This is a genomic window from Devosia sp. SD17-2 (assembly GCF_029201565.1).
In the GTDB taxonomy this organism is placed as follows: domain Bacteria; phylum Pseudomonadota; class Alphaproteobacteria; order Rhizobiales; family Devosiaceae; genus Devosia.
The window spans coordinates 1,332,095-1,358,474 of sequence record NZ_CP104002.1 but is presented as its reverse complement, the minus strand read 5'-3'; the positions used below and the strand labels follow the sequence as shown (position 1 = coordinate 1,358,474).

27 protein-coding genes are annotated in these 26,380 nt (G+C 61.8%); 21 read left to right on the top strand and 6 right to left on the bottom strand.

Annotated elements, in window-relative coordinates; genetic code table 11:
* The first annotated feature begins 58 nt into the window (after positions 1-58).
* The 4 genes from NYQ88_RS06655 (at position 59) to NYQ88_RS06640 (ending at position 3,605) form a co-directional block, all read left to right on the top strand.
* The gene (locus tag NYQ88_RS06655; protein WP_275654170.1) at positions 59-487 is read left to right on the top strand and encodes a CBS domain-containing protein; all 429 of its coding nucleotides are present in this window, start codon (positions 59-61) and stop codon (positions 485-487) included.
* 125 nt (positions 488-612) lie between these two features.
* Positions 613-1,206, top strand: a complete 594-nt coding sequence (locus tag NYQ88_RS06650; protein WP_275654169.1) for a Spy/CpxP family protein refolding chaperone — start codon at positions 613-615, stop codon at positions 1,204-1,206.
* 179 nt (positions 1,207-1,385) lie between these two features.
* Positions 1,386-2,615 carry an aminotransferase class V-fold PLP-dependent enzyme gene (locus NYQ88_RS06645; RefSeq protein WP_275654168.1) on the top strand — a complete coding sequence of 410 codons (1,230 nt, stop codon included), beginning with the start codon at positions 1,386-1,388 and terminating at the stop codon, positions 2,613-2,615.
* Between the two features lie 84 nt (positions 2,616-2,699).
* Positions 2,700-3,605, top strand: a complete 906-nt coding sequence (locus NYQ88_RS06640; protein WP_275654167.1) for a DMT family transporter — start codon at positions 2,700-2,702, stop codon at positions 3,603-3,605.
* A 233-nt stretch (positions 3,606-3,838) separates the two neighbouring features.
* On the opposite strand, the gene NYQ88_RS06635 is transcribed toward NYQ88_RS06640, so the two are convergent.
* Together NYQ88_RS06635 and NYQ88_RS06630 are read right to left on the bottom strand one after the other, a co-directional pair.
* Complete coding sequence (locus NYQ88_RS06635) at positions 3,839-4,216, bottom strand: DUF2147 domain-containing protein (protein ID WP_275654166.1); 378 nt, start codon at positions 4,214-4,216, stop codon at positions 3,839-3,841.
* Between the two features lie 85 nt (positions 4,217-4,301).
* A complete protein-coding gene (locus tag NYQ88_RS06630; protein ID WP_275654165.1) occupies positions 4,302-4,748 on the bottom strand; it encodes a GNAT family N-acetyltransferase in 447 nt (148 codons plus the stop codon).
* 101 nt (positions 4,749-4,849) lie between these two features.
* Here NYQ88_RS06630 and NYQ88_RS06625 point away from each other — a divergent pair, with 101 nt between their 5' ends.
* The 6 genes from NYQ88_RS06625 (at position 4,850) to NYQ88_RS06600 (ending at position 8,802) form a co-directional block, all read left to right on the top strand.
* Positions 4,850-5,446 carry a thymidine kinase gene (locus NYQ88_RS06625; protein ID WP_275654164.1) on the top strand — a complete coding sequence of 199 codons (597 nt, stop codon included), beginning with the start codon at positions 4,850-4,852 and terminating at the stop codon, positions 5,444-5,446.
* Entirely contained in the window at positions 5,446-5,835 is a 390-nt protein-coding gene (locus tag NYQ88_RS06620; protein WP_275654859.1) for an acyl-CoA thioesterase, read from the top strand. The genes NYQ88_RS06625 and NYQ88_RS06620 overlap by 1 nt, the downstream gene beginning before the upstream one ends.
* Before the next feature lie 100 nt (positions 5,836-5,935).
* Positions 5,936-6,598, top strand: a complete 663-nt coding sequence (locus tag NYQ88_RS06615) for an SH3 domain-containing protein (RefSeq protein ID WP_275654163.1) — start codon at positions 5,936-5,938, stop codon at positions 6,596-6,598.
* Positions 6,599-6,684: 86 nt separating this feature from the next.
* Positions 6,685-7,371, top strand: a complete 687-nt coding sequence (locus tag NYQ88_RS06610; RefSeq protein WP_275654162.1) for an SH3 domain-containing protein — start codon at positions 6,685-6,687, stop codon at positions 7,369-7,371.
* Positions 7,372-7,488: 117 nt separating this feature from the next.
* Positions 7,489-8,061, top strand: coding sequence for a peptidase inhibitor family I36 protein (locus NYQ88_RS06605; protein WP_275654161.1), 573 nt, complete (start codon positions 7,489-7,491; stop codon positions 8,059-8,061).
* 3 nt (positions 8,062-8,064) lie between these two features.
* Positions 8,065-8,802 (top strand): hypothetical protein, encoded by a 738-nt coding sequence (locus tag NYQ88_RS06600; RefSeq protein ID WP_275654160.1) that lies wholly within the window; start codon positions 8,065-8,067, stop codon positions 8,800-8,802.
* A 6-nt stretch (positions 8,803-8,808) separates the two neighbouring features.
* On the opposite strand, the gene NYQ88_RS06595 is transcribed toward NYQ88_RS06600, so the two are convergent.
* Positions 8,809-9,180: a DoxX family protein gene (locus NYQ88_RS06595; RefSeq protein ID WP_275654159.1), complete on the bottom strand. Its 372-nt coding sequence runs from the start codon at positions 9,178-9,180 to the stop codon at positions 8,809-8,811.
* Between the two features lie 174 nt (positions 9,181-9,354).
* On the opposite strand from NYQ88_RS06595, the gene NYQ88_RS06590 reads away from it, so the two are divergent.
* Positions 9,355-9,855: a DUF3597 domain-containing protein gene (locus tag NYQ88_RS06590; protein WP_345774615.1), complete on the top strand. Its 501-nt coding sequence runs from the start codon at positions 9,355-9,357 to the stop codon at positions 9,853-9,855.
* A 301-nt stretch (positions 9,856-10,156) separates the two neighbouring features.
* On the opposite strand, the gene NYQ88_RS06585 is transcribed toward NYQ88_RS06590, so the two are convergent.
* A complete protein-coding gene (locus NYQ88_RS06585) occupies positions 10,157-10,954 on the bottom strand; it encodes a GGDEF domain-containing protein (RefSeq protein ID WP_275654158.1) in 798 nt (265 codons plus the stop codon).
* A gap of 644 nt (positions 10,955-11,598) precedes the next feature.
* Here NYQ88_RS06585 and NYQ88_RS06580 point away from each other — a divergent pair.
* From NYQ88_RS06580 to NYQ88_RS06560, 6 genes are read left to right on the top strand one after another with little or no spacing between them, the layout of a single operon-like run.
* Positions 11,599-12,708 (top strand): NAD(P) transhydrogenase subunit alpha, encoded by a 1,110-nt coding sequence (locus NYQ88_RS06580; protein ID WP_275654157.1) that lies wholly within the window; start codon positions 11,599-11,601, stop codon positions 12,706-12,708.
* Positions 12,709-12,723: 15 nt separating this feature from the next.
* A complete protein-coding gene (locus tag NYQ88_RS06575) occupies positions 12,724-13,032 on the top strand; it encodes an NAD(P) transhydrogenase subunit alpha (protein ID WP_275654156.1) in 309 nt (102 codons plus the stop codon).
* Entirely contained in the window at positions 13,029-14,417 is a 1,389-nt protein-coding gene (locus NYQ88_RS06570; RefSeq protein WP_275654155.1) for an NAD(P)(+) transhydrogenase (Re/Si-specific) subunit beta, read from the top strand. The genes NYQ88_RS06575 and NYQ88_RS06570 overlap by 4 nt, the downstream gene beginning before the upstream one ends.
* Before the next feature lie 54 nt (positions 14,418-14,471).
* A complete protein-coding gene (locus NYQ88_RS20770) occupies positions 14,472-15,947 on the top strand; it encodes a type IIL restriction-modification enzyme MmeI (protein WP_345774614.1) in 1,476 nt (491 codons plus the stop codon).
* The gene (locus NYQ88_RS06565; RefSeq protein ID WP_345774632.1) at positions 15,887-18,067 is read left to right on the top strand and encodes a DNA methyltransferase; all 2,181 of its coding nucleotides are present in this window, start codon (positions 15,887-15,889) and stop codon (positions 18,065-18,067) included. The genes NYQ88_RS20770 and NYQ88_RS06565 overlap by 61 nt, the downstream gene beginning before the upstream one ends.
* A complete protein-coding gene (locus NYQ88_RS06560; protein ID WP_275654153.1) occupies positions 18,061-18,246 on the top strand; it encodes a hypothetical protein in 186 nt (61 codons plus the stop codon). The genes NYQ88_RS06565 and NYQ88_RS06560 overlap by 7 nt, the downstream gene beginning before the upstream one ends.
* Before the next feature lie 270 nt (positions 18,247-18,516).
* Here the strand turns inward: NYQ88_RS06560 and NYQ88_RS06555 are convergent, their stop codons facing one another.
* Positions 18,517-19,797: a mechanosensitive ion channel domain-containing protein gene (locus tag NYQ88_RS06555; protein WP_275654152.1), complete on the bottom strand. Its 1,281-nt coding sequence runs from the start codon at positions 19,795-19,797 to the stop codon at positions 18,517-18,519.
* A gap of 322 nt (positions 19,798-20,119) precedes the next feature.
* Between NYQ88_RS06555 and NYQ88_RS06550 the strand changes: the two genes are divergently transcribed.
* The 4 genes from NYQ88_RS06550 (at position 20,120) to NYQ88_RS06535 (ending at position 25,443) form a co-directional block, all read left to right on the top strand.
* Positions 20,120-20,275 carry a hypothetical protein gene (locus tag NYQ88_RS06550; protein WP_275654151.1) on the top strand — a complete coding sequence of 52 codons (156 nt, stop codon included), beginning with the start codon at positions 20,120-20,122 and terminating at the stop codon, positions 20,273-20,275.
* A gap of 59 nt (positions 20,276-20,334) precedes the next feature.
* A complete protein-coding gene (gene rsgA / locus NYQ88_RS06545) occupies positions 20,335-21,306 on the top strand; it encodes a ribosome small subunit-dependent GTPase A (RefSeq protein WP_275654150.1) in 972 nt (323 codons plus the stop codon).
* 166 nt (positions 21,307-21,472) lie between these two features.
* Positions 21,473-24,061, top strand: a complete 2,589-nt coding sequence (gene uvrB, locus NYQ88_RS06540; RefSeq protein ID WP_345774613.1) for an excinuclease ABC subunit UvrB — start codon at positions 21,473-21,475, stop codon at positions 24,059-24,061.
* A 968-nt stretch (positions 24,062-25,029) separates the two neighbouring features.
* Positions 25,030-25,443: a restriction endonuclease gene (locus tag NYQ88_RS06535; protein WP_275654149.1), complete on the top strand. Its 414-nt coding sequence runs from the start codon at positions 25,030-25,032 to the stop codon at positions 25,441-25,443.
* Positions 25,444-25,481: 38 nt separating this feature from the next.
* On the opposite strand, the gene NYQ88_RS06530 is transcribed toward NYQ88_RS06535, so the two are convergent.
* Positions 25,482-26,236, bottom strand: a protein-coding gene (locus NYQ88_RS06530) for an IS5 family transposase (protein WP_275651448.1) whose coding sequence is annotated in 2 segments (ribosomal slippage) — positions 25,482-25,906 and positions 25,906-26,236 — 756 coding nt in all. Because the reading frame shifts where the segments join, the coding sequence is not laid out codon by codon here.
* Positions 26,237-26,380: the final 144 nt, after the last annotated feature.

Here is a 26,380-nt window from a genome sequence, read left to right as displayed (position 1 = left end):
GTGACTTGCCTCGCCCCGGGGGCGGGCGCACACTCCTCCCAGCACGGAGGATATGACCATGTATGTCGAGACCATCCTGCAGACCAAGGGCACCACGGTTTTCACCCTGCCCGACACCGCAACGCTTGCCGAGGCCGTCGCCGAGCTCAACACCCACAATATCGGCGCTCTTGTCATTACCGGTCAGGGCGATAGCGTCGTGGGCATCCTGTCCGAGCGTGACATCATCCGCCATCTCGGCACCGACCCCGCGGCCGCCCTCGCCCGCCCGGTCGGAGAGATCATGACCAGCGACCTCGTCACCTGTTCCCGTGACACGCCCATTGCGCACATCATGGACCGCATGACCCGCCGCCGCATTAGGCACATCCCCGTCGTGGACGCCGGGCGGCTTGCCGGCATCATCTCCATCGGCGACGTGGTCAAATCCAAGATCGAAGAGGTCGAACACGAGGCCGAAGCGCTGCGCGATTATATCGCGAGCTAGCCCGCCCCTCGGCCAACATTACCAAGCTCTCCAACTCTTCACCTTCTCGCAAGGCGGAGGAGAGGTTGGCTTGCCTAGTGTCTTCATGTGCCGGCGAACCGGTATCCCATGCAAAGGATAACACCATGAAGACGATTTCGACCAAGATCATCCTGGCAATGATGACCGCGACGCTCGGCCTCGGCGCCATCGCGCCGGTCATGGCGCAAACCACTGCACCTTCGGCCGAAACTCAGAGCCTCGACACTGCCCACGAGGGCCAGAAATCCTTCCGTCCCGGACACGACGGCCCGCGGCGCGGCGGCGGCATGGGCAGCCTCCTCAACTTCGAGCGCGGCGCCGAAGCCATCGACATCGCCGTCGTGCGCCTCACCCATCGCCTCGATCTCAGCGCCGAGCAGAAGACGCTTCTCGACACGCTGAAAACCGACGCCCTGGCCGCCAGCGAAACGCTCGCATCCGCAACTGAAGGCCTGCGCCCGACACCACCTGCCAAGGGCGATGCGCCCAGCGCTCCTGATTTCAGCCAATCGCTGGAGAACCGCATCGCCTTCGACACCGCCCGCCTCGATGCGCTGAAATCCATCCAGCCCGCCGCGACCGCCTTCTTTGACAGCCTCACCGATGCCCAGAAGGCCGAGCTGATGCCCGATCGCGGCGACAGGGGTGACCGCGACAACCGCGGCGGCCCGCGCCAGCACGGCCCCAACCGCGGCTGATCCCCGCTCCTGCGCCGAAGTCGACAAGCCACCGACCTGCCCCTCCCCCTATCAGGGGGAGGGTGGGTGGGGGTAACAAAGAGCGAATACCAAGATCGAAAAACCTCGGCTCTCCACTGCCGGGGTTTGCTTTTCCCCATTCCTGCCCTACCGTTTGGAAAATTGCCAACGGACCGAGCATGACCACCCTTCCCCTGGACCCCGCGCGCCTCCGCGCCCTCTTTCCCGCCTTTTCCGAACCCAGTCTTGCCGGTCAGGCCTTCTTCGAAAATGCCGGCGGCTCCTACACCGCCCAGCCCGTGCTCGATCGGCTCGACACCTATTATCGCGCCAACAAGCTCCAGCCCTATGGCGCCTACCCGGCGTCAATCGCCGCGGGCGAGGCCATGGACCTGGCCTTCGAGCGCATGGCGGCAGCGCTCAATGTCTCGGCCGACTGGATCCATTTTGGTCCCTCGAGCTCGGCCAACACCTATGTCCTCGGCCACGCCTTTTCCGGCTGGCTGAAGCCGGGCGACGCTATCGTCGTCACCAATCAGGACCACGAGGCCAATACGGGCGCCTGGCGCCGCCTCGCCCAGCATGGCATCGAGGTGCGCGAATGGGCCGTCGACGCCCGCACCGGCCAGCTCTCGCTCGAGGCCCTTGATCGCCTCCTCGACGCCAAGGTCCGGCTCGTCGCCATGCCGCATTGCTCCAACATCGTCGGCGACATCAATCCGGTGGCCGAAATTGCCTCCCGCACCCGCACACTGGGTGCTGTCCTCGCCGTCGACGGCGTCAGCTATGCGCCGCACGGCCTGCCCGACCTCGCCGCGCTCGGCGCCGACATCTATTTCTTTTCCGCCTACAAGACCTATGGCCCCCATCAGGGCGTCATGGCCGTCCGCCCGGAGCTCGCGGCACAGCTGCCCAATCAGGGCCATTTCTTCAACGATATCAAGCCGCGCTACCGCCTGACCCCGGCAGGCCCCGACCACGCCCAGATCGCCGCCAGCGCCGGCATCGTGGATTACCTTGAAGCCGTCGCCGATATCGCCGGCCCTTCGGTTGAAGGTGCAAACCCCTTCCGCCGCGCTCATGCCGCCATGCGGGCCCAGGAAGTTTCCCTTTCGACGCCGCTGCTGGACTATCTCCGCAATCGCAATGACATCCAGCTCATCGGCCCGAGCGATCCCCTACGCCGCGCGCCCACCATCGCGCTGCGCCACAGCGAGCCGGGCCTGGCCTTGGCCAAACGCCTCGCCACGCACGGCGTCATGGCCGGCGGCGGCCACTTCTACGCCTGGCGCCTCCTTGAAGCCCTCGGCATCGACCCCAATCACGGTGTCCTCCGGCTCTCCTTCGTGCACTACACCACGCCCGAAGAAATCCAGCAGCTCATCGCCGCCCTCGACGCCGAACTCTGAACGCCTGTTCGACCGCAAACACCTTCTTCCCCTCCCCCTTCTCGGGGGCGGGTGAGGGTTCTCTATTTCAAACACCGAGCCCCCATGTCCCGTAGCGTTGCCACAGTCCTGCTCCTCATCTGCACCATGTTCTGGGGCTTTGCCTTCATCGCCCAGAAATCTGCCATGGACAGCATGGGGCCGCTGACTTTTGCGGGCGTCCGATATCTGCTGGGCGGTCTCCTCGTTCTGCCGCTGGCGCTCTATGAACGTCGCCGCCGCGCCATCGCGCTCACCCGCACCCACTGGCTGTTCATCCTCGCCATGAGCACGGTGTTCTTCCTCGGCTCCTGGCTCCAACAGGCGGGCCTCGCCACCACCACCGCCACCAATGGCGGCTTCCTCACCGGGCTCTACGTCTTTTTCGTGCCGCTTCTTGGCTATGCCCTTTTCCGCACGCGCCCGCACCCGATCATTTTGGTCGGCGTGCCGCTGGCGCTCATCGGCATCTATTTCCTCAATGGCGGCGGGCTCGAGAGCTTTAATTCCGGGGACTGGCTGATTGTCGGCAGCGCCCTCTTCTGGGCCATGCACGTCATCCTGCTGGGCCATGTCGCCCGCATGACCGGCCTGCCGATCTTTGTGTCCTGCGTCAGCTTTCTCATCGCCGGCATCGCTGCCAGCGCCATCGCACTGGGAACCGAAGCGCCGACCCTTGAAGCCACTTCATCGGGCTGGATCGAAATCGCCTATGCCGCAGTGCTGTCCACCGCCGTCGGCTTCACCTTGCAGGCCGTCGGCCAGCAGCATGTACCCCCGGCCAATGCGGCCATCATTCTCTCGGCTGAAAGTCTTTTTGCGGCCCTGGGCGGCGCGCTCATCCTCGGCGAACGCCTGCCCCTGATCGGCTACGCCGGCGCCACGCTCATCTTCGCGGCGATCCTGCTGGTCGAAGCCCTGCCGCCCCTCTGGGCCCGCCGCCGCGCGCACATCCCGCGCACGACGAACTGATGCGCGTTCCCATCACCGCTCTGGCTCCCTCCTCGTGATGGGGAGGGACGGGGTGGGGTGAATGGGACCGCTCAATTTCCTCATCCGCGAACGAGCTCTCTCGGGCTCGACTCGAAGGCCACGGCCCCATCCCCTCCATCGTCATTGCCCCGCTTGTTCGGGCAATCCATCTCTCCACACGGATGGACCACCCGGAGGGCATTGCAAGGGTCAGCCCGGCCCGGGCCCCGCGCCTACTGGTACCGGTACATCTGGTAGGTCTTGCACAGCACAAAGGCCACGCAGCCCTTGAGCGTGATCTGGTCGGCGCTCACCTGGGTGATCGTCCCGGCCGCCTTCTGCCCATAGATATTGAGCTCGCCCTTCCACTGGTTGGGCCGGGTCTGGCTGGCGTGGTCGATCAGCATGGTGTTCATATAGGGCAGGTTCTCGGCATTGTCGGCGCCATTGCCCAGCCAGATCAGCTCGGCACAAAACTGGCTACCGTCCCCGCACATCTCCACCTTGTAGCGCGAGTCCCGCATCTCGATTTCCCAGATGCCGACAGGTGACGCCACAGCAGGCAGGCTGGCGAGGGCGGCAAAGGCGATACCAAGAACAGATCGAAACATGAGGCACTCCATACTAGACCGCGCCGGTTTTGATCCGCCGCGCCTGAACAAGAACTGAACGCAACGCCGGCCCTGCCCCCCGGCCTCACCGCGCCATGATGATGCTGCGGACCGGCGTACCCATCTCTGTCGCATCTTCCTCGGCAATCTCGCGCCAGCCACGCGCAGCATAAAAGGCGCGCGCCCTGGTGTTGAAGGCCCGCACCTCAAGCCGTGCCGCCCCGTCGGCCTCCGCCTTCTCCATCAGCGCCGCGCCGACACCTGTGCCAATCTCGGCCATCGCCACATGGATAGCGTGCAGCTGGCTGCCTTCGAGATGGTACATGCCGACGACCTGCCCGCCCCGCTCGGCCACCATAAAGGCGTCGAGACACGCATCCACATAGCCGTGGGCGGGCATGTCCCGGTCATAGAGAGCCCGACTCTCTGCCGTCACTTGCGGCCCCCAGTGGGTCCGCCAGGACGTGTCGAGCAATTCCTTGAGGGCCTCCGAATCGCCGGCCTCGGCGCTGCGGATAGTGAGTTCAGCCATGGTTTCGCGCATTCTATTGTTGATCCACAAGCCCCGGCCCTTCATCGTGCGGTCACGAGGCGCTATTGGCTTAGCACACCATTCCCCGCACAGGATCACCCATGGCCAAGCTCTACTTTTCCTATGCGGCGATGAATGCGGGCAAGTCCACGCTCCTGCTGCAGGCGGCCTATAACTATCGCGAGCGCGGCATGCGCCCCCTGCTCTACACCTCCGGCCTCTATGCCGAAGGCGGGACGGGCCACATCTCCTCGCGCATCGGCATTTCCGAGCCGGCCGAGCTCTATTCCGCCGGCGACGACCTCTATCAATCCGTCCGCGACTTTCACGAGGAGTCCAAGGTCGATTGCGTCTTCGTCGATGAAGCCCAGTTCCTCACGCGCGACCAGGTCTGGGGCCTCGCCCGCGTGTCGGACCGACTGAAAATCCCGGTCATGTGCTATGGCCTGCGCACCGATTTCCAGGGCAAGCTGTTCCCCGGCTCGATGGAACTGCTCGCCATCGCCGATATCCTGCGCGAGATCCGCACCATCTGTACATGCGGCGCCAAGGGGACCATGGTCGTGCGCCAGGACATGTCCGGCCGCGTTCTCACCGATGGCGACCAGGTCTCGATCGAAAAATCTGTCTACCTCTCCCTCTGCCGCAAGCACTGGGAAGAGGCCGTTGGCCGCTGGCCAGTAAAAGGACCTGCATGATGATCGTACATTCCACTGAACCCGATGGCGCACTGACCATCCGCACCATCGCCATGCCGGCAGACACCAATCCTGCTGGCGACATTTTCGGTGGCTGGGTGATGAGCCAGATGGACCTTGCCGGCGCTATTGCCGCCGTCGAGCGGGTCCGCGGACGCGTGGTGACCGTTGCCGTCGAGGCAATGACCTTCATTGCGCCGGTCAAGGTGGGCGACGTGCTGTGCGTCTACACCAAGGTCGAGCGGGTCGGCACCACCTCCATCACCATCGCGCTGGAAGCCTGGGTGCGCCGCAACAGGCTCGACGACCGCCAGAAGGTCACCGAGGCGCGCTTTGTCTATGTATCTCTTGATGAGAACGGCCAAAAACGGCCCATTCCCAAAGAATAGGCGGCCGCTCCCAATCTGAATGAAATCGTTCAGACTGCGTTCAGGGGCTCGTGATTAGTTTGGCATCAACAAATTGAAGCCCGTTTGGGAGCAAAGATCGATGAAGTCCGCAAAAATCGCCGCTGCACTTGCCTTGACGCTGCTTGGCGGCGTCGCCACCGCGTTCGCGGCTCCGGCCGTCGTGACCGGCAATGCCAATGTGCGCCAGGGCGCTTCGACGTCGGCCCCCGTGCTGACGTCCCTGCCCGGCGGCGCCACCGTCGATGCCAATTGCTACGACCAGGGCTGGTGCATGATCAACGGCACCGGCAACTTCCGCGGCGTCAGCGGCTGGATTTCCCAGTCGCTCATCGCCTTCACCGATGGCTCGGTTGCCCCCCAGCCCCCGCGTCCAGGTCCAGGCCCGCAGCCGCAGCCCCCGCGTCCGGGTGGCGGCAATAATTCCGGCCCCGGCTTCTCGTTCGATTTCAACTTCGGCACGCAGCCACAGACTCGTCCGCAGCCGCAGCGTCAGGCCGGCGCCTGCTTCTTTACCGAACGCAATTTCCGCGGCTCGAGCTTCTGCGTCGACCGGGGTGAGGAATATGCGCGCATGCCGCGCGGCTGGAACGACGTCATTCGGTCGGTCCAGGTCTTCGGCCGGGCCCGTGTCGATCTCTGCGCCGACACCGGCTTTTATGGCAATTGCGTCACCGTTCGGTCGGACCAGGCGCGCCTGCCCTCCGGCATCGACCGTCGCATCTCCTCGGTAGACGTTTACTAAACCGACAAGCGACTGGGTCTGGAACCCTTGGTGGTCCAGACCCGTTCTAATCTCACATACAAAGCTGAGGCCGGGCTGGCGTCCGAATGAGTCGTCGTGCCCGCTATAATTGGCGCAAAGGGATCGTCATGAACCGCTACACCCGCAAGAAACTGCTCAATTTCGCCACCGGAATTGCCGTAGCCGCGACCGCTGTGGTCGTCTTCCTGCCGGCAGCCCAGGCTGCTCCGGGAACCGTCACCAGCAATGTGAATGTGCGCTCTGGCCCCGGTACTAATTATGCTGTTGTCGATACGGCCCGCCGCGGCCAGCAGGTCGATGTACAGCGCTGCGACGGCTCGTGGTGCTACATCACCAAGCCCGGCGCCGATGGCTGGGTCTCCGCCAATTACCTCAATGCCGGTGGCCGTCCGGTCAACCCGACCCAGCCCGGCATATCCTTTGGCATCAACGTTCCTGGCGGCCCGTCGATCAATATCGGCGTCGGCGACCAGCGCCCCCCTGTGGTGGTGCGTCCGCAGCCCGCGCCCGTCAGCGACGTCTGCTTTTATGATCGCAACAACTACCGCGGCGCCAGCTTCTGCATGGGCCCGGGCGAAAGCACCCGCGACCTCCGCGATTGGGCCGACCGCATTTCCTCCATCGAAAACCCGGGCGGCTATTCGGTCCAGGTCTGCTCGGAAGCCAACTACCGCGGCTGCCGGACCTACACCACCAGCGCCTCTTCGCTCGGTGACTTTGATGACTACATCATCTCGGTCCGCGTCCGCTAAACCACTTCTACTTCAAGGCATCGCCTCCTCCGGGAGGCGATGCTTTTTAGCGTTCCCCCTTGGACAATCGCTAACGAACAGTTACTGTCCGCGCCACACTGCCAATCGGACGCTTCAATGAAACTGCTCCAGAGCCTGCTGCTTGCCCTGACGCTTCTCGCCTCTGCCCTGTCGCCCTCCTACGCTGCCTCGGAAACGGGATCGCACGGGTGGACACTCCAGCCGCTCAGCCTGCGCGACGGCCCGGGCGCGGCCTATGCGGTCACCGGCAATATTGCCGAGAACGCCGCCATTCGGGTCCTGCGCTGCCAGAAGGTCTGGTGCCTGGTCGATGGCCCCGGCGGCCGCGGTTGGACCTCGCTTGAACGCGTCGGCTTCGGCACCACGCCCGAAGGCCCGCTCTTTGCCATTCAGCCGAACTATCCGGCCGGCGGCCCGGGCACCGTTTGCTTCTATACCGGCACCAATTACTCCGGCTCCTCCTTCTGCGCCGGCCCCGGCCAGGTCTTCCCCGATCTCGCCCTTTACGGCGTCGACAACAGCTTCGCCTCCGTCGAGATCAAGGGCAATGTCTCCGCGGCCGCCTGCCGCGAGCGCAAGTTCCATTCCTATTGCGAACGCATCGTCGAGAGCCAGCCGGTCCTTGATCGCTATCTGAACCGCAATCTCTCTTCGGTCCGCGTTTACTGATCGATGAGCGCAGTCGCCCTGGCGGCAACTGTTCACGACCCCATCGGTCGCCTCGCCGAGGCGACCGTTTCCATGTCCGGCCCCCTGCGCGCCAGTCTTGCGCGCCTTGCCTTCAACATCTCCGACGCCACCCATGCCGCAACCCGTGACGCCCTCAGCGCCACTGCGGACGCGATCATGGTGCACTCCGCCAGCGAAGCGATGATCGGCAAGGCCCGCCGAGATGCCCTCGCCCTTGCCGGCACGGACAGGCCCGCCCTCTATACCGATTTCGACCATTTGCTGCGCTGGCTCGGGCTTGGACCCGAAGATCTCCGCCGCGTCCTCGAAATGGAACCAGCCCTCGATTGCCTCGTCGTCGGCCGCTCCGACCGCGCCTTTGCGGCCGAGCCTCGCCGCCTGCGCGACAGCGAGACGCTCGTCAATCATACCCACGCGCTGCTTACTGGCGATCACTGGGACCTGATGTTTGCCGTCCGGCGTCTGTCGCCACGCGCCATCGCGCTGATCCTCGAGCAGAGCCAGGTCGATAGCCTCGCCAACGATATGGAGTGGCCCCTCCTCGCGCGCCGCGCCGGCCTCGCCCTCGGCTATACCCAATCCGACGCGCTTTATTATCGAACCCTCGAAGAGTTCGGCGAGGATGCGGACAACCGTGACGACGACCCGCTGCAATGGATCCGCCGCCTCGAATTTGCCGCCTTGCACGCCAGCGCCATGCGGCCTTTCCTCAAACCCTGATCGGGCCTAGCCCATCAGCGGGAATACTCGCCGCACCCGCTCGTCGCGAAGCCAGAGCGCCACCCACAGCGCAACGCCTAGGTAGATGCTGAACAGCGTATGGCTGAACAATGGATTGTCGACCCGCAGATTGGCAGCCAATGCTGCCCCCAGAAGCGCTGTCGTCAGCACCGCCCCGAACAGGGCCGTGCGCGGGATGAGATAGAGCACCACGCAGACCACTTCGATCACCGCGATCAGCAGCAGATATTTGGTCGGCCAGCCCACCACTTCCATCGAGTCGAGCGCCGCATCCATCCCCATGAACTTCGGCGTCGCCGACGCAATGGCCAGAAACAGCCCGATCAGACCACTCAAAACCCAGCCCGCAATCTTCATCTTCGGTCTCCCTCAGGGCCCCGCGCCCCATTCGTGTTGACGACGAAACACATCCCCCGGTTCAGACACGCCTGCCCGACAAGGTGCAGTCGCCTGTTCACCACGCCAGAAAATGCCTTGATTTTGCCGTGAGACTTTCCTTCTGTTTACCGGACACTAACAAAAGGAATAACCATGGGCTTCCTGGACAATATCAAGGCCAAGATTTTCGGTACTCCCGCCTCTGCGGCCATCCCGGCATCGTCTGCAACGCCCACCCCGGCCGCGCCTTCGGCCGCTCCCCAGTCTCCCCCGCTTGCTGCCGAGCAGCAGGCCGCCGTCAAGGTGGGCATGGCAGCAGCCGACAAGGTAATCGCCGACGCTGTCGCGCGGAACGCCGCCGCCGGCCAGGCCGCGCCTTCGGCCGCTCCCGCCGCTGAAGTCGACGTCGCCGCCGTTCTCGATGCAGCCGTTGCCGCTTCTGGCCAGAAGCTCAACTGGAAGACCTCGATCGTCGATCTGCTCAAGGCGCTCGACATCGACTCCTCGCTGACCGCTCGCAAGGAACTGGCCGACGAACTCGGCTATACCGGTGACAAGTCCGACAGCGCCACCATGAACATCTGGCTCCACAAGCAGGTCATCGCCCAGCTCAAGGCCAATGGCGGCAAGGTGCCGGACAGCCTTCTCGACTGACACCCGTTCGACCTGCTGGCGCAAGGCGCCGGCAGGTCTATTCCCGGTTATACTAGCGCGATCCGCTGCAACCATGCAGTCTTGCGGACCACTTTGAGTAACCGGCAATCCCACACCAAAAATTAAGCATAGTTTCTTCCAGCGGAGCGTCAGTTCAGGACCCGCTCACCGCTCTGGGAGGAGCATTATGCCACCAGCCGCCAGCGCAACCCGCTCGCCCCTGGCAGCCTGAACCCATACCCGGCCTGCCGCGCGTTCACGGCAGGCCGGGATGACATGCGCTGTCTCAATTTAAGCGCCCTCAGCCGGCCCGCCCCGGCCCCTCAATCACCCACGCCGGATCCATCGGCTCCACCCTGTTGCGGCCGAGATCCTTGGCCACATAGAGCTGGCGATCGGCGTTGGCGATGATGTCGTCGAGTGTCTCGTTCCGGCTCCGCAGCTCGGCGACGCCCAGGCTGATTGTCACCCCCTCGGGCACGCCCTTCACCTCCGCCGCGGCAACGCCTGCCCGCAGCCGCTCGGCCAGCGCACACGCGGCCTCCAGCTCCGCCGCAGGCAGCAACACGATAAACTCCTCCCCGCCCCAGCGGCAGAACACATCCCCGGCCCGGATTATCCGCCGACAGACATGGGCGACCATGATGATCGCCTCGTCGCCCACCGCGTGCCCATAGCTGTCGTTGAGCCGCTTGAACCGGTCGATATCGAGCAGGATGATGCTGACCGGCTCGCCCCGCGCGCCCGCCTCCGCCAGCGCCAGCCGCGCCCGATCGAGAAAATAGCGGCGATTGCCGGCCCCGGTCAGCGGATCGGTTTCGGCCATGGTCACCAGCGCGGCGCGTGCCTCGGCAAGCTGGTAAAGCAACGACAGCACGGAGGCACTGATTGGGGGCGAGATCAGCAGGGGCGCGATGGCAGAAATATAGAGCCATTCCTCGACCGGAACATGGGGCATGAAGACGGCATTGGCGAACCAGGTCACCAGCACCGAGACAACCACCGAAAACGCGGTAATGGCTGCTACGACACGGAGTTTTCCCACGCGCAGCATCCATGCGTTGAACCGCGCCTGCATCTGCCCCCTGTCGAATGCCATGAACTTTCCTCCCCCTTTCACCCTGACAGCTTGAGATTGTCCGGCCGTTAGGACACTCCGTAAAAATCCGTCATTTAGGCATCCGTTCCCAAGCGCATCGACACCCCGCGGCCGCTTCTGCGGCAGCCGCCTATGCCGGAGGGAGAAGCCGCCTTCTCCGATTGGCACGTGACTGTCGCCCATCCGATTCTACTATCGGCAGCGTGGTTCGCGGAAAAACCGCGCAGGCGTCACGACAGAAAGCCGCCAAGCGCACCTGTTTTTGCACAGTCAAAACAGAAGAGATAAACTGTATCCCTCAAAATACTTATTCTCTCATGTGATTTTTGCATAAGCAAATCTACCCGCCAACGCCACGCCCTGCCGTTAGTCTTGAACTGATCGCAACTCTCGGATCTGCGAACGACCTACCAATGCGACTTTTGGTCCGAGCTGGAATCTAGGCCAGAGCAGCCAAGGCTCACAAACTCGTGTGCGCACTCGCTGCAATCGAACGACGAAAACCCAATCCGTCCATAAATAGTCTTTTACTCCCAAAGTCTTACGCCCTTAGGCAAACAGACGAATCTCCCTCCCGTGGAAATACTCCCCGGCCGGTCAGTAGGGCTGCGTTCGCGCGCCACGGCTTTTGGAGAGGATTTCTAATGGTACACATCACGCGAAAGCCTGTCGTCGCAGTGCTGAAAGAGACGGCGCAGGGCGAACGCCGCGTGGCACTCGTGCCGGCAGACATTGGCAAGCTCAGCCAATACGACATTGTCGTTGAGGCAGGCGCAGGCCTTAACGCCGGCTTCGTCGACGATGACTACACTGCTGCCGGTGGCAAGATTACGACCCGCGCCGATGCGATTTCCGGCGCAGATCTGATCCTTGCTGTCCGCGCTCCGGACTTCGCGGGCTTTGCGCCCGGCAAGGTGCTGATCTCGCTCGGCGGCCGCGACGCTGCTGTTATCGATGCCGCCAAGTCCGCACAGGTCCTGCACCTGGGCATGGAACGCCTGCCGCGCATCACCCGCGCCCAGAGCATGGACGTTCTGTCCTCCCAGGCGTCGATCGCCGGCTATGCGGCCGTGCTCGAAGGCGCCCGCTATCTCGACACGCTGATGCCGATGATGACCACGGCAGCCGGCATTGTTCGCCCCGCCAAGATGATCGCTCTCGGCGCTGGCGTCGCCGGCCTCCAGGCCCTCGCAACCGCCCGTCGTCTCGGCGCTGTCACCTATGGCTTTGACGTGCGCGAAGCCGCCCGCGAACAGGTGGAAAGCCTGGGCGCAGAGTTCGTCTTCCCCGATGTTCCCGATGCCAAGGCCGAAGGCACTGGCGGCTATGCCGCCGCACAGAGCGATGACCAGCAGGCCCGCCTGCGCCGCGCGCTCACCGAGGCCCTGTCCCGCACCAATCTGATCATCACCAGCGCCCAGATTCCGGGCCGCGCTGCACCCATCCTCATCGACGAGGAAAACGTTGCTGCGATGACCCCGGGCACCGTGATCGTCGACATGGCCGCCGAAACCGGTGGCAATTGCACGCTCACCAAGCCCGATGAAGTCGTGCGCCATGGCCGCGTGACCATCCTTGGGCCGACCAATCTGGCCAGCGCCGCACCGACCGACACCAGCCGCCTCTACAGCGGCAACATGCGCACGCTGCTGACGCACCTGTTCAAGGACGGTGCGCTGAGCCTCGTGGCCGGCGACGAAATCCTCGACGCTCTCGCTGGCGACCAGGCCCTGCCTGCTCGCGCAGCCGCTTAACCCGGAGGCAGGATCATGCCCGAAACAACAGTCATCCAACTCTTCGTGTTCCTGCTGGCCAGCTTCGTTGGCCTCATGACCATCCACCGTGTTCCGCCGCTGCTGCATACCCCGCTGATGGCAGCGACCAACGCCATGTCCGGCATTTCGCTCGTGGCATCGCTGGTTCTGGCCGGCGCCAACCACGGCTGGCTCGGCACCATTTTCGGCACCATCGCCGTGGCCATGGCTATGGCCAACGTCGTTGGCGGCTTCCTGATCACCGACCGCATGCTGGCCATGTTCAAGTCCGACAACAAGAAGGCCGATAAGGCAGCGAAATGACCGATACCTTTATCCAGCTCGCCTACCTTGTAGCGGCATTCCTCTTCATCAACGCGCTCCGCGTGCTCGGTCGTCCGGAAACAGCACGCCGCGGCATGCAGATGGCCGCCCTCGGCATGCTCATTGCCGTGGTTGCAACCCTGTTCCACGCCCGTATCGTGGAATATCAGTGGATCGTCGTCGGCATCGTCGCCGGTGCCGCCATCGGCTATCCGCTCGGCATGTTCGTGCCGATGACGGCCATGCCGCAGCGTATCGCCATCAGCCATGCCTTCGGCGCGCTTGCTGCGACCCTCGTGGGTCTGGGCGAATACCATCACGGCTTCACCACCAATCACCTCGATAGCGGCCACGTTGCGGCCCTTGCTCTCGAAGTGCTGCTCGGTGGCCTGACCGTGACTGGCTCGATCATGGCCGCTGGCAAGCTCCAGGGCTGGTTGCCGCAGAAGCCGATCACCTTCCCCTTCCAGAACATCTCCAACTTCATCCTGCTCGGCATTGCCGTCATCGGCTTTGTCTGGATGATCATCGTTCCGGACGCCTGGCCGATCTTCATCGTCATGCTGGTCGTGTCGCTGGCAATCGGTGTGCTCATCGTTCTGCCGATCGGTGGCGCCGACATGCCGGTGGTGGTCTCGCTGCTCAACGCCTATGCAGGTCTTGCGGCTGTTGCGACCGGTTTCGCGCTCGACAACAACATCCTGATCATCGTCGGTGCACTCGACGGCGCCAGCGGCATCATCCTCTCGATCGCCATGTCGAAGGCCATGAACCGTTCCTTCGCCAACGTGCTCTTCGGCGCCTTTGGTTCGGACAGCGTCGCGGCGGCTGCCGGTGGTGGCTCGACCGACGGCGAAATGAAGCCTGTCTCGGCTGAAGACGCCGCCCTGCGCATGGCCTATGCCAAGCGCGTGGTCATCGTCCCGGGCTATGGTCTCGCCGTGTCCCAGGCTCAGCACCAGGTGCGCGAGCTGGCCGACCTCATCGAAAAGCGCGGCGGCGACGTCAAGTTCGCCATCCACCCCGTCGCTGGTCGCATGCCCGGCCACATGAACGTGCTGCTTGCAGAAGCCGGCGTGGCTTACGACAAGCTCATCGACATGGATGAGATCAACGAGAAGTTCGCTGAGACCGACGTTGTGCTGGTCATTGGTGCAAACGACGTGGTGAACCCCGCCGCCAGCACCAACCCGTCCTCGCCGATCTACGGCATGCCGATCCTCAAGGTCTCGGAAGCCCAGAGCGTCATCGCCATGAAGCGCGGTCCGGGCAAGGGTTTCTCCGGTGTCGAGAACGAACTCTTCTTCGACGAAAAGACATCCATGCTCTTCGGCGACGCCAAGCAGTCGCTCGTCGAACTCATCTCCCAGGTCAAGGAAGCCTAAGGCTCCTCCGCAACAGGTAAGACAAACAAAAAACACCGCAGCCCCCGGGCTGCGGTGTTTTTCGTTTGTTTTGGGATCGGGACAAAATTTTTAACAGACGAAAAAGATCAGACCAAGATTCCCAGCCAAACAGGCTACAAACAAAACGAATCTGAAGAACTAATCTTCGACTTTAATACTTTATGCGTCAAACATTCATACGATTTACACCCGCAAACTCTGGTGGAGGAACGGGTTATGGATATAGGATCACTGATCGCAGAGGCATCCGCATCTGGCGGATCCGAACGCGCCAATTATCAGATCTTCATCAACGGACTTTGCGACGCTCTTGGCGTCGACCGACCCCAGATGAGACAGGAAACTAACGCCCTAAACAATTATGTTTTCGAGAGAAGCCTGCGCTATAAAGAAGCTGGCATCATCGAAAGCACTTATTTCATCGACTGCTACAAGCGCGGCTGTTTTGTACTTGAGGCAAAGCAGTCTGCAGAACGCAAATCTACCGCCCCGCATCAGACCGACATGTTTGGCTCAGAGGCAAACACCGTTCGCCTCGGACACGCTAAGCGCGGCACGCGCGGCTGGGACCGCGTCATGCGCTCGGCATATCTGCAGGCGGTCGAATACACCCGCCGCCTTCCGGTTGAACACGGTTATCCCCCCTTTGTCGTTCTCGTGGATGTCGGTCACGTCATCGAGCTCTACGCTGACTTCTCGGGTCAGGGCAAAAACTACGCCCAGTTTCCCGATGCGCAAACCTACCGCATCAGCATGGACGATCTGCGGAAACCAGAAATTCAGGATCGGCTCCGCGCCGTCTGGACCGACCCTTTCAGTCTCGACCCCACCCGCAAATCCGCGGAAGTCACGCGCGACATTGCTGGGCGCCTCTCGATCATTGCCAAGCGGCTAGAACGCAAACACGACGCCGGCGATGTGGCCGAATTCCTCATGCGTTGCCTGTTCACTATGTTTGCTGAGGATGTGGGCCTGCTGCCGAAGGATATCTTCGTTGATCTGCTCGCCGACCTTGTCGATAGGCCGGCAACCTTCCCGCTCGCTCTGGAGAGTCTATGGAGAACCATGAACGAGGGCGGCTTCGAGCCCCACTCCATGTCGAACCTCAAGCTGTTCAATGGCGGCCTCTTCGCCCAGCCACGCGCTTTGCCCCTCGCCCCCGAAGACATTCACGAGCTGCTCGTCGCTGCCAAACAGGATTGGCAGGATGTTGAGCCCGCCATTTTCGGCACGCTTCTGGAACGGCGCTGGATGCTCGCGAACGCAGCAGCCTCGGCGCGCACTACACGCCACGGGCCTATGTCGAGCGCCTCGTTGTGCCCACCATCATCGAGCCGCTGCGGGAAGAGTGGATGCACGCCCAGGCCCATGTCGAAGATTGCCTGCGCAATAGTGACAAGCCTGGCGCACTCGATCATGTCCGGAAATTCCATCGCCATCTGTGCACTGTGCGTGTACTCGATCCAGCATGTGGCACGGGCAATTTTCTCTATATCGCACTGGAGCTGATGAAGCGGTTGGAAGGCGAAGTGCTTGCCGCCCTTGAAGAGCTCGGTGAAACCCAGCACGCTCTCCTCATGGAAGGCCATACCGTCTCGCCGCGCCAGTTTTATGGGCTCGAACTCAATCCGCGCGCCGTCCCCATTGCCGATCTGGTGCTTTGGATCGGCTATTTGAAATGGCAGCTCAAGACTGTTGGTATCACCGCTATTCCCGAGCCTATTCTCCATCGCTACGGCACCATCAAACATCAGGATGCTATCCTCGCTTATGACGAGAAAATTCTCGTACGCGACGAACGCGGCGCGCCCGTCTCGCGCTGGGATGGTGTCACCAAAATAGACCATCCGATCACCGGCGAACGGGTGCCCGATCCCGATGCGCGACTAGAGGTTTACTCGTACAAAAATCCGCGCCCCGCCGAATGGCCCGAGGTTGAATTCATCGTCGGCAACCCGCCCTTCATAGGCGGCAAGGACATGCGGGCCCAACTGGGCGATGGCTATGCCGAAGCCGCGTGGAAACTGCGCCCCCACGTGCCCGGCAGTGCCGATTTCGTCATGCATTTTTGGGATGAAGCGGCCAAACGCCTGACTAAAAAGGGCAAAAACCCGCTGCAAAGCTTTGGCTTCATCACCACCAATTCTATCACCCAGACCTTTTCGCGTCGCGTCATCGAACATTACATGGCGGCCAAATCCCCGCTGTCGCTCGTCTTTGCCATTCCCGATCATCCCTGGCTCAAAGCCAGCGATAAAGCCGCCGTCCGCATAGCCATGACGGTCGCCGCTCGGGGCGATTTCGAGGGCAAGCTGGCCAAAGTGGTCTCAGAGGCGGGTCTTGATACCGACACGCCAACGGTCGCGCTGGAGACTATGGGTGGGAAGGTTCTGCCTAATCTGTATATCGGTGCTAATGTCTCAAGTTGCCGTGCGTTGACCGGTAATTCCTTGATCTCAAGTCCGGGGGTAAAATTACATGGTGCCGGCTTTATCGTAACCGAAGGCGAAGCTCGTCGCTTGGGTTTGGGGACCGTGGAGGGCCTCGCGCAACATATTCTCCATTACCGCAACGGGCGAGACATCGCCGATCGACCACGGGGGGTCAGGGTAATTGATTTATTCCCACTGACCCTTGATGATCTGCGCGACCGGTTTCCAGCTGTCTATCAGCACGTTTTACAAACAGTGAAGCCTGAGCGAGACACCAATAATCGCGCAAGCTACCGAGAGAATTGGTGGATATTTGGCGAGCCCCGAAAAGACTTGCGGCCAGCACTCGAAGGCCTGCCACGCTACATCACCACAATCGAAACGGCAAAGCACCGCTTCTTCCAGTTTCTGGATGCCTCTATCCGGCCAGACAACATGCTGGTGAATATCGGCATCAGTTCTGCCCATCCACTTGCAGTTTTGTCCTCGCGAATCCATACGAGATGGGCAATTGCCACGGGTGGCTGGTTGGGTGTTGGGAATGACGCGCGCTATAGCAAATCTAGAGTTTTCGACCCCTTTGCTTTCCCTGACCTCGGCGCGCAGTCTTACCTCGCCAGCCAACTCGAAAGCCTCGGCGAACGCCTAGACGCCTTCCGCAAGGAGCGCTTGGCTGCCCACTACTTCCTCACCATGACCGGCCTTTACAACGTCCTTGAGCGTGTGCGCGAACTCGATTGGCAAATCGGGGCGGGTCGCCACTCCGATCTCGCCGCTGAAATCGCACCTCTCACCCAAAAAGAGCGCGATATTTACGAGGCCGGCCACATCGCCATCCTCAAAGATATTCACGACGAAATCGACCAGTTCGTTTTCGCGGCCTATGGCTATAACGATCTCGCCGAACGTCTCATCGGCATGCCGGCGCCACCACCCCTTCCCCCTATAAAACCACCGATCATCTCGCCGCTGAAGAAGATCTCCTCGCGCGACTGGTCGCCCTCAACCAAGAGCGTGCCGCCGAAGAATCGCGCGGCCTCGTCCTCTGGCTCCGCCCAGACTACCAAATCCCCCGCCTTGGCCACAAAGTGGTGCGGCCCGAAGGTACCCAGCAGGAAGTCGACCTCGACATTATGCCCGTCATCGACACGCCAAAATGGCCGAGCGACCGAACCGGACAACTCGTCACCGTGCTGACCCTTCTCAAAGATGCGACCGAACCGCTCTCCCCTGAAAGCCTCATCAACGCTTTCGGCGCCCGCCAGGCCCCCAAGCGCCGCGAACGCATCGAATCCCTGCTCGAAACCCTCACCAGCAGCGGCCTCGCCCGCACCGGCAAGCTGAATGGCCAGACCCGCTACTTCATTCCGAGATAGCCGGGTCCGGCCATCCGCCTCTTCATCCTTCGCGCGCAAAAATGCTACAAACCGTAAACCGCCCCCCTGCTCACATGGCGTGACAGCGACCCCATCCATGGGTTCCCACTGTCCCCTTATGCTGTTCGCGTGCGCGCCATGGCCCGTGTGCCCGCCTTCGCCCAGGCACCCACGGATTGTCACTCGCTCCAGCCGCTACGGGGCGCATGGATGCGCGCCGGACCAGTTTTTAGTGCCTCATAGAAGTCGTCTCAGAAAGAGACCGCCGCCCTACCCCGCCTGCCCCGCGTAAGGCGACGCCAATGCGACCGTGGCATCCGATTGTCCCACGTCCGGCAACCGCGCCCTGAAGTCCGAACCCGCTGGCGCCTGGAAGGCGCGGAGACCGAATTCCGGCAGAATGGCGTAGAGGTGGTCGAAAATGTCGGCCTGGATACTTTCGTAGCCAATCCACGCCACGGTGTTGGTGAAGCAGTAGATTTCGAGGGGCAGTCCTTCCGGCGATGGCGGCATCTGCCGGGCCATCAGCGTCATCCCCTGATGCACGCCGGGATGTGCCTTGAGGTAGTTCTGGACGTAGGCCCTGAACGTTCCAATATTGGTCGCGCGGCGGGTATTGGCGGGGACGCTGGCCCGATCGCCGAGGGATCGGTTGAAGGCCGCCAGTTCTGTCTGCTTCTCCGTCAGATAGCTTTCGAGATTATAGATCCGGGAGAGCCGCCCCAGATCCTCCTCGCTCAGAAAGCCAATGGTGTTCTGGTCCAGCAACAAGGCCCGCTTGATGCGCCGACCACCGGACTCCTGCATCGGCCGCCAATTGCGGAACGGCTCCGTCACCAGCTTGCGAATGGGCACCGTCGTGATGGTCTTGTCCCAGTTCCGCACCTTGACGGTGTGAAGCGCGATCTCGATCACCTCGCCGTCGGCGTGCTGGCCCGGCGCCTCTATCCAGTCCCCAACGCGCACCATGTCCGTTGACGAGATCTGGACGCCAGCGACAAGGCCCAGCAAGGTATCCTGAAAGACGAGGATGAGAACGGCCGCCATGGCGCCGAGCCCTGACAAGAGGATAACGGGAGACTGGTCCATCAGGGTCGCGAGGATCAACACCGCCGCAATGATGTAGACGGCGATCTTGCCGACCTGGACATAGCCCTTGATCGGCCTGCGCCGCGCGATTGGCCGGCGGTTGTAGACCTTGTCGACGATGTTCACCGCCTCGCCGATCGCCAGGGCGAGTGTCAGGATAATGAACGCATTGGCGGTGTTCTTGACCACCGAAAGCAACATCGGCGGCAGGCCCGGGACCAGCACGATCCCACTCGCAATCACGAACGCAGGCATGATGTTGGCGAGGCGCTTGATCACGTCATGCTGGCGGAGCTCCTCGTCTCGCCCATAGGCGGTCTGGCCGATGAGCCGATTGACGAGCTTTAGCAGCAGGGCCTTGACCCCGAAATTGGCAAACAATGCCGCGAGCAACAGCGAAACCAGAGACACCACTGTCGCCAGCAGCGGATAATTGCCCAATAGAGAGGCGAGTTCAGACAAATTGCGTTCCATTTCGAGAGAAGTATCGAGCTGTATCGAGCCAGGAGCCCGGCGATGGCGGCCCTGAGGATGTCGCGCCGACGACCATCCTCGCTGCCACAATGAGGTCCCGCTACATGCCGCGCGCCAGCGCCGATGTCGGGAGTTCTGGTTCCGCTCCTACCCCAATTCTGTCTGGAATGACACCTCGGGACCCGAAATTGCCGTCCCGTCTGCCCACGAGAAAGCGAAACGTTGGCGGCAATTTGCGCGATAGTTTCCGCGCAGAGCTTGCGTTCTTTCCCGTTTGAGCACAGGAACAGTTTTTGGGATCCGAGGCACAGTGGCAAAAAAACCAAACTACCGTTTCGAGCGCCAGGAGCGAGAGCGCATCAAGAAGCAAAAGAGCGATGAGCGCGCTCTGGCAAAGCTCGGGCCTGCCCCTGCAGAAAACGAGGATGGTGGCGAAAGCGGCTTGCCGGCCGAAGAGGAAGACTAGGCGATGCGTAACGACCTGTCCGCTCGGGCAACATGCCTTTCCAGCTTGGGACTGCTGTGATGACAAGTCCGGATGACCCTGTGTTTGAGCACTTGCGCCCTCTGGGCTGGCAAAGCTTCTTCCAGGCGCAGTTGAGCGACGATGACAGCGCACTTGTGCCGCTTCGCATCGATGCGGTGCACCGCAGCCGTCTGACCGCTCTTTCCGAGCATGGGAAGGTCCAGGTCGCCCTGCCGCCGCGTTCCGATACCGCACAATATGCCGTGGGTGACTGGATATTGACGCATCCGGATACTGGTATGGTGTCACGCCGGCTTGACAGGAAGACCCTTCTCCAGCGCCCCGGCGACGGTCAAAGGCCGACCCAGCTTGTCGCCGCCAATGTCGACACCCTGTTCATTGTCGGCTCGTGCAATGCGGACTTCAATCTGGCCCGGCTCGAACGCTATCTGGCGTTTGCGAATGATGCCGGCACCGAGCCGGTCATCGTTTTGACCAAGGCCGACATGGCCGAAGATGCACTCGATTATCAGCGCCAGGCCGCAGCCCTGCAGCGTGATCTCGCCGTCGTGGTCATCAACGCGCGTGACCAAAGCGCCATCGCTGCCCTCAAGCCATGGTGCGGCGCCGGCGCGACTGTTGCGCTGGTGGGCTCATCGGGCGTTGGCAAGTCGACACTCGTCAACACTCTGGTCGGCGACGGCCGGACGCAGCCGCAACTCACAGGCGGCGTCCGCGAAGGCGACTCGAAGGGCCGGCACACGACAACATCGCGATCCCTGCACGCCATGACGGGTGGTGGCTGGGTCATCGATACGCCCGGCGTGCGAAGCCTGCACCTCAAGGATGTCGGCGAAGGCCTCGACATCCTCTTCGCCGAAATCACCGAACTTGCGCCGCAGTGCAAATTCCGCAATTGCACCCACGACCATGAACCGGGTTGCGCCGTTCGCGCTGCCGTCGCCGCAGGCAAGCTGGATCCCGCCCGCCTCGATCGCTGGCGCAAGCTACAGACCGAGAGCAGGGGCTGATCGCGCGATCCGCCGGGAAACCTGCTCGCACCGACTGCTGATGCACGGCTTCCCCCGCCGCGCCCAAAAATGCTACAAAGCGTGAACCACTACCCTGCTGACATAGCGTGACAGAGCACCCATCTATGGGTTCCACTGTCCCCCTTCTGCTGATCGCGAGCGCGCCATGGCCCCCAAATCGACCCGCCCCGGCAAGGCCGAGTTTTCCATCGACGAATTCTTTGCCGAGATCGAAAAGGCCGAGGACATCGCCGCATCGAAGCCGCTTTATGCCGAGCGCATGAAGAACAAGCGCGCCCTCGATCGGGCCGACGCTGCCGAAAAGGCCGCTGCCGAACCCAAGACCGCGCTCGAAAAGCGCCGCACCACCAAGTCCAACAACGACACCGCCACCGGCATGTCGAAGAAGACCGGCAAGACCAAGATCAACTCCGTCGACCGCGTCGATTTCGATGGCATGGGCGAGGCCCCGCAGGCCGGGTTCAACCACGTCCCCTCCGCAAAAGTCACCGCCCGCGCTGCTGCCACGCCGGATGACGGCGAAATCCGCGCGGCCCTCACTGCGTCGGTGAAAAAGAACAAGGCCCGCAACAACGAGGACGTCTCGGGCGCCACCACTGTCGGCGTCACCGCCACGGTGAAAGCCCTCGAGCAGATCATTCTGCACGGCCGCAAGGAAGTGGAAGGCTCCGCCCCCTGGGCGCCGCATCGCCCCGAGCGCCCGGCCAAGCGCGGCGCCTCAAAACCCTTCCGCCTCGACACCACCTATACCCCCGCCGGCGACCAGCCGACCGCCATTGCCGAGCTCGTGGAAGGCATCAACAATGGCGAAACCGACCAGGTCCTGCTCGGCGTCACCGGCTCCGGCAAGACCTTCACCGCCGCCCAGGTCATCGCCCGCACCCAGCGTCCGGCGCTGATCCTTGCGCCCAACAAGACCCTCGCCGCCCAGCTCTATTCCGAGTTCAAGGGCTTCTTCCCGGACAATGCGGTCGAGTATTTCGTTTCCTACTACGACTACTACCAGCCGGAAGCCTACGTCCCGCGCACCGACACCTACATCGAAAAAGAATCCACCATCAACGAGCAGATCGACCGCATGCGCCACTCGGCGACCCGCGCGATCCTCGAACGCGACGACGTCATCATCGTCGCCTCGGTCTCCTGCATCTACGGTATCGGCTCGGTGGAAGACTACACCGCCATGACCATCGACGTGCAGAAGGGCGAAAAGATCGACCAGCGCCAACTGCTCGCAAAACTCGTGGCCCTTCAATACAAGCGCGGCGACACCGGCTTCGTCCGCGGCACCTTCCGGGTTCGCGGCGACACCGTCGAAATCTTCCCCGCCCACTATGAAGCCGCCGCCTGGCGCGTCTCCCTCTTCGGCAACGAGGTCGAGGCGATCACCGAATTCGATCCCCTCACCGGCAAAAAATCCGCCGATCTCACCTTCATCCGCGTCTACGCCAATTCCCACCACGTGACGCCGCGCACGACGATGAACCAGGCCATCAAGCAGATCAAAGCCGATCTCGCCGCGCGCCTGCAGGAGCTCAACGGCGCCGGCCGCTTCCTCGAAGCCCAGCGCCTCGAACAGCGCAGCCTCTTCGATCTCGAGATGATGGAAGCCACCGGCTCCTGCGCCGGCATCGAGAACTATTCGCGCTACTTCTCCGGCCGCCGCCCCGGCGAGCCGCCGCCGACCCTGTTCGAATATCTCCCTGATAATGCGCTGGTTTTCGTCGACGAAAGCCACGTCACCATCGGCCAGCTCGGCGCCATGTATCGCGGCGACCTCCGCCGCAAGGCGACGCTCGCCGAATACGGCTTCCGCCTGCCCTCCTGCATGGACAATCGCCCGCTCCGCTTCGAGGAGTGGAACGCCATGCGCCCGCAGTCGGTCTATGTCTCGGCCACCCCCGGCTCCTGGGAAATGGACCAGACCGGCGGCGTTTTTGCCGAACAGGTCATCCGCCCCACCGGGCTGATCGATCCCCCGGTCGAGATCCGCCCGGCCACCCATCAGGTCGACGACGTCATCGACGAGATCCGCACCACCATCAAGGCCGGCTACCGCACGCTCGTCACCGTCCTCACCAAGAAGATGGCCGAGGATCTCACCGAATATATGCACGAACAGGGCATTCGCGTGCGCTACATGCACTCGGACGTCGACACCATCGAGCGCATTGAAATCATTCGCGATCTCCGCCTCGGCGCCTTCGACGTGCTGGTCGGCATCAACCTCCTCCGCGAAGGCCTCGACATCCCCGAATGCGGCCTCGTCGCCATTCTCGACGCTGACAAGGAAGGGTTCCTGCGCTCGGAAACCTCGCTCATCCAGACCATCGGCCGCGCCGCCCGTAACGTCGACGGCAAGGTCATCCTCTATGCCGACAAGACCACCGGCTCAATGGAACGCGCCCTGGCCGAAACCAACCGCCGCCGCGAAAAACAGATCGCCTACAACGAAGCCAACGGCATCACCCCCCAATCGGTGAAGGCCCGCATCAACGACATCATCGACAGCACCGCCGAACGCGACCACGTCACGATTTCCATTGGCAAGGGCAAGGACGGCAAGGAAAAAGTCGTCACCGGCGACAATCTCGCGACTGTCATCAAAGACCTCGAACGCGAAATGCGCGAAGCCGCAACGAACCTCGAATTCGAAAAGGCGGCAAAACTGCGCGACGAGGTCAAGCGCTTGCGAGAGATGGAACTGGATACGCTGGAGGGAGAGGTATCGTAGCGGCTTTCTCGAATTTTCGAGCCTTCGACGTATCACACCTATAGTCGGCAAATCGCTCCAGTGGAGCGATTTGAACTGAGAAGGCCATGAGAGCTACGCTCGAGTGGCCGACACGCTCTCGGGCGAACTCATCTGGACGCGCTGTCGCCCCCACGTGTTGCCCCGACGATCATGTCGTGCTCATCATAAGAGATGGATGGAAGTTAAACACATCTAGAAGCATCCCGGCTCAGTGCCGGTGTGACGCTGATGGCTGCCTCGCGACCTGCCACACATCGCGTCGCCTCTCCGCAACAAGCTCGCTACCCGGACACGGCCTATCCATGCGCGACGGGAGCCTGAAGGTTCGCCGATACGGATAGTGATAATTCACATGAGGCACCATAGATACACACAACACTCCCCACCCCACTAAACCTCGATATATACACCGGACCTAATCTTTATTTATTTTACCCCTCGTCCATCATACCATCGACAGACCGGGGGCAAATTCAGATGCGCGTATTAATTGCTTGGTCCAAATTGGTTTTGTCGGGGATACTTTGCTGGCTTGCTCTAACGACACTAAGCATCTTGGCCATGATGCTAACCTCGCCAAGTGGCTCACCTAGCGCTTGGTGGGGAGTACTCATAGGCGTTGTCCCACCAATCGCGGCAGTTTTCGTGGGGAGGCGCTTCGCGGCTCGTGATTTTCAAAGGATCAATGCAGCCAGAGATTCTGCGATTTCTAAAGCCTCCGAATTACGACAGGCCGAGTTCGACGCCGAGCGTTGGAGGGCGCGTCAGTTCCTGCATCAAGAAGTGGATCGTCACCGCGCCGCACTCCAGAGGAACGTCCGAAACGCCTTGATTCAAAACGACTACGGGTTAGTGACTTCGGACAGAAGAACAGATGCCATACAAGAGTTCTTGCGCAGCATACGTTTCGAGAGCCCAGCGTTGAGAACGGATGAGGCAATAGCGAGGTGATAGCCGATCTCGAAGGTCATCGTCACCAAATGCAGCTTGAGGGATTTGACCCCACGCGTATCCCCGTCCACGGCCATGAGTTTGAACACTGGGTTGCGGATTCGCTCAGTAAATTTGGATGGGAGACCAGCGTAACGCGCGCGAGCGGCGACCAAGGCATTGACGTTATAGCTGCACACAACGGCTTGAAACTTGGCATCCAATGCAAGCTCTACTCTCAATCTGTTGGCAATAGTGCGATCCAACATGCGTTAGCGGGAGCAAGATATCACGGGTGCCACTATGCGGCAGTACTTTCTAACGCCACCTTTACACGTAGCGCTATTGATCTGGCAGCTGCAGCAGATGTTTTGCTTCTGACCCCTTACGACATTCCTGACTTAGAATACAAACTCAAATCACAAAACTAGATTTCTTTGCGGGAACACAGCGTAGGGTTGAGACTCAATCATAGCCAGTACGCAACTGCTGCTGCGAGCATGACGGCAGATAGATAATTCCGAGCGAGCTTGTCGTACCGTGTGGCGACGCGGCGGAAATCCTTGAGGCGGCAGAACATGGCCTCAACGCGCCAGCGGTCCTTGTAGCGTTTCTCATCGTATCGGATTTTGCGCTTGCGGTTCTTGCGGCCGGGGATCACCGGGATGGTGTTTTGACTTCGAAGAGTGGAGCGAAGACGGTTGGCATCATAGCCCCGGTCCGCGATAATCCTCTTCATACCCGTTGTGTGGGCGATGAGCAGATCTGCTCCCTTCATGTCCGAGGCATTGCCGGGTGTCAGGACGAGGCAGAGTGGTCTGCCGATAACGTCGACAAGCGCATGGACCTTGGTGGTCCGGCCACCACGCGAGATGCCAATGGCATTGGCTCGCGCCCCCCTTTTCCCCCACCTGCACAACGATGGGCCTTGATATAGCTGCTGTCGATCTGGGCGGTCTCGGCAATCCAGCCCTGTTCGGTCAGAGCCGCAAGAATGCGTGCCCATATACCGCGGCGGCTCCAACGGTTCCAACGATTGTAGATGGTGGTCGAAGGACCATACTCGCCAGGGCAATCAGCCCAGCGCCCGCCGCATTTGAGCATGTGAATGATCCCCGAAATCACCCGCCGGTCATCAACCCGTCGGGCTCCAGGCTGGTTCTTGGGAAGGTGGGGCTCAATGGCCACCCAGGCTTCGTCACTCAACCAAAACAGTCTGCTCATCAATGCCTCCGGCTTATCCGAAGCCAGAGAATCTGATTTGCAGCCCCTATTCAACAACCTGATTGGGTTTGGACCCTAGTCCAACGCCGCATTGTACGATCGACCGTCATACTCGGATCAATCCCGCGGTGCCGTACTGAGCGA

Excerpts from the sequence above, each read along its gene's own strand:
- NYQ88_RS06655 (WP_275654170.1), top strand. The coding sequence starts at position 59 with ATGTATGTCGAGACCATCCTGCAGACCAAGGGCACCACGGTTTTCACC.
- NYQ88_RS06650 (WP_275654169.1), top strand. The coding sequence starts at position 613 with ATGAAGACGATTTCGACCAAGATCATCCTGGCAATGATGACCGCGACG.
- NYQ88_RS06645 (WP_275654168.1), top strand. The coding sequence starts at position 1,386 with ATGACCACCCTTCCCCTGGACCCCGCGCGCCTCCGCGCCCTCTTTCCC.
- NYQ88_RS06640 (WP_275654167.1), top strand. The coding sequence starts at position 2,700 with ATGTCCCGTAGCGTTGCCACAGTCCTGCTCCTCATCTGCACCATGTTC.
- NYQ88_RS06635 (WP_275654166.1), bottom strand. The coding sequence starts at position 4,216 with ATGTTTCGATCTGTTCTTGGTATCGCCTTTGCCGCCCTCGCCAGCCTG.
- NYQ88_RS06630 (WP_275654165.1), bottom strand. The coding sequence starts at position 4,748 with ATGGCTGAACTCACTATCCGCAGCGCCGAGGCCGGCGATTCGGAGGCC.
- NYQ88_RS06625 (WP_275654164.1), top strand. The coding sequence starts at position 4,850 with ATGGCCAAGCTCTACTTTTCCTATGCGGCGATGAATGCGGGCAAGTCC.
- NYQ88_RS06620 (WP_275654859.1), top strand. The coding sequence starts at position 5,446 with ATGATCGTACATTCCACTGAACCCGATGGCGCACTGACCATCCGCACC.
- NYQ88_RS06615 (WP_275654163.1), top strand. The coding sequence starts at position 5,936 with ATGAAGTCCGCAAAAATCGCCGCTGCACTTGCCTTGACGCTGCTTGGC.
- NYQ88_RS06610 (WP_275654162.1), top strand. The coding sequence starts at position 6,685 with ATGAGTCGTCGTGCCCGCTATAATTGGCGCAAAGGGATCGTCATGAAC.
- NYQ88_RS06605 (WP_275654161.1), top strand. The coding sequence starts at position 7,489 with ATGAAACTGCTCCAGAGCCTGCTGCTTGCCCTGACGCTTCTCGCCTCT.
- NYQ88_RS06600 (WP_275654160.1), top strand. The coding sequence starts at position 8,065 with ATGAGCGCAGTCGCCCTGGCGGCAACTGTTCACGACCCCATCGGTCGC.
- NYQ88_RS06595 (WP_275654159.1), bottom strand. The coding sequence starts at position 9,180 with ATGAAGATTGCGGGCTGGGTTTTGAGTGGTCTGATCGGGCTGTTTCTG.
- NYQ88_RS06590 (WP_345774615.1), top strand. The coding sequence starts at position 9,355 with ATGGGCTTCCTGGACAATATCAAGGCCAAGATTTTCGGTACTCCCGCC.
- NYQ88_RS06585 (WP_275654158.1), bottom strand. The coding sequence starts at position 10,954 with ATGGCATTCGACAGGGGGCAGATGCAGGCGCGGTTCAACGCATGGATG.
- NYQ88_RS06580 (WP_275654157.1), top strand. The coding sequence starts at position 11,599 with ATGGTACACATCACGCGAAAGCCTGTCGTCGCAGTGCTGAAAGAGACG.
- NYQ88_RS06575 (WP_275654156.1), top strand. The coding sequence starts at position 12,724 with ATGCCCGAAACAACAGTCATCCAACTCTTCGTGTTCCTGCTGGCCAGC.
- NYQ88_RS06570 (WP_275654155.1), top strand. The coding sequence starts at position 13,029 with ATGACCGATACCTTTATCCAGCTCGCCTACCTTGTAGCGGCATTCCTC.
- rsgA (WP_275654150.1), top strand. The coding sequence starts at position 20,335 with ATGACAAGTCCGGATGACCCTGTGTTTGAGCACTTGCGCCCTCTGGGC.
- uvrB (WP_345774613.1), top strand. The coding sequence starts at position 21,473 with ATGGCCCCCAAATCGACCCGCCCCGGCAAGGCCGAGTTTTCCATCGAC.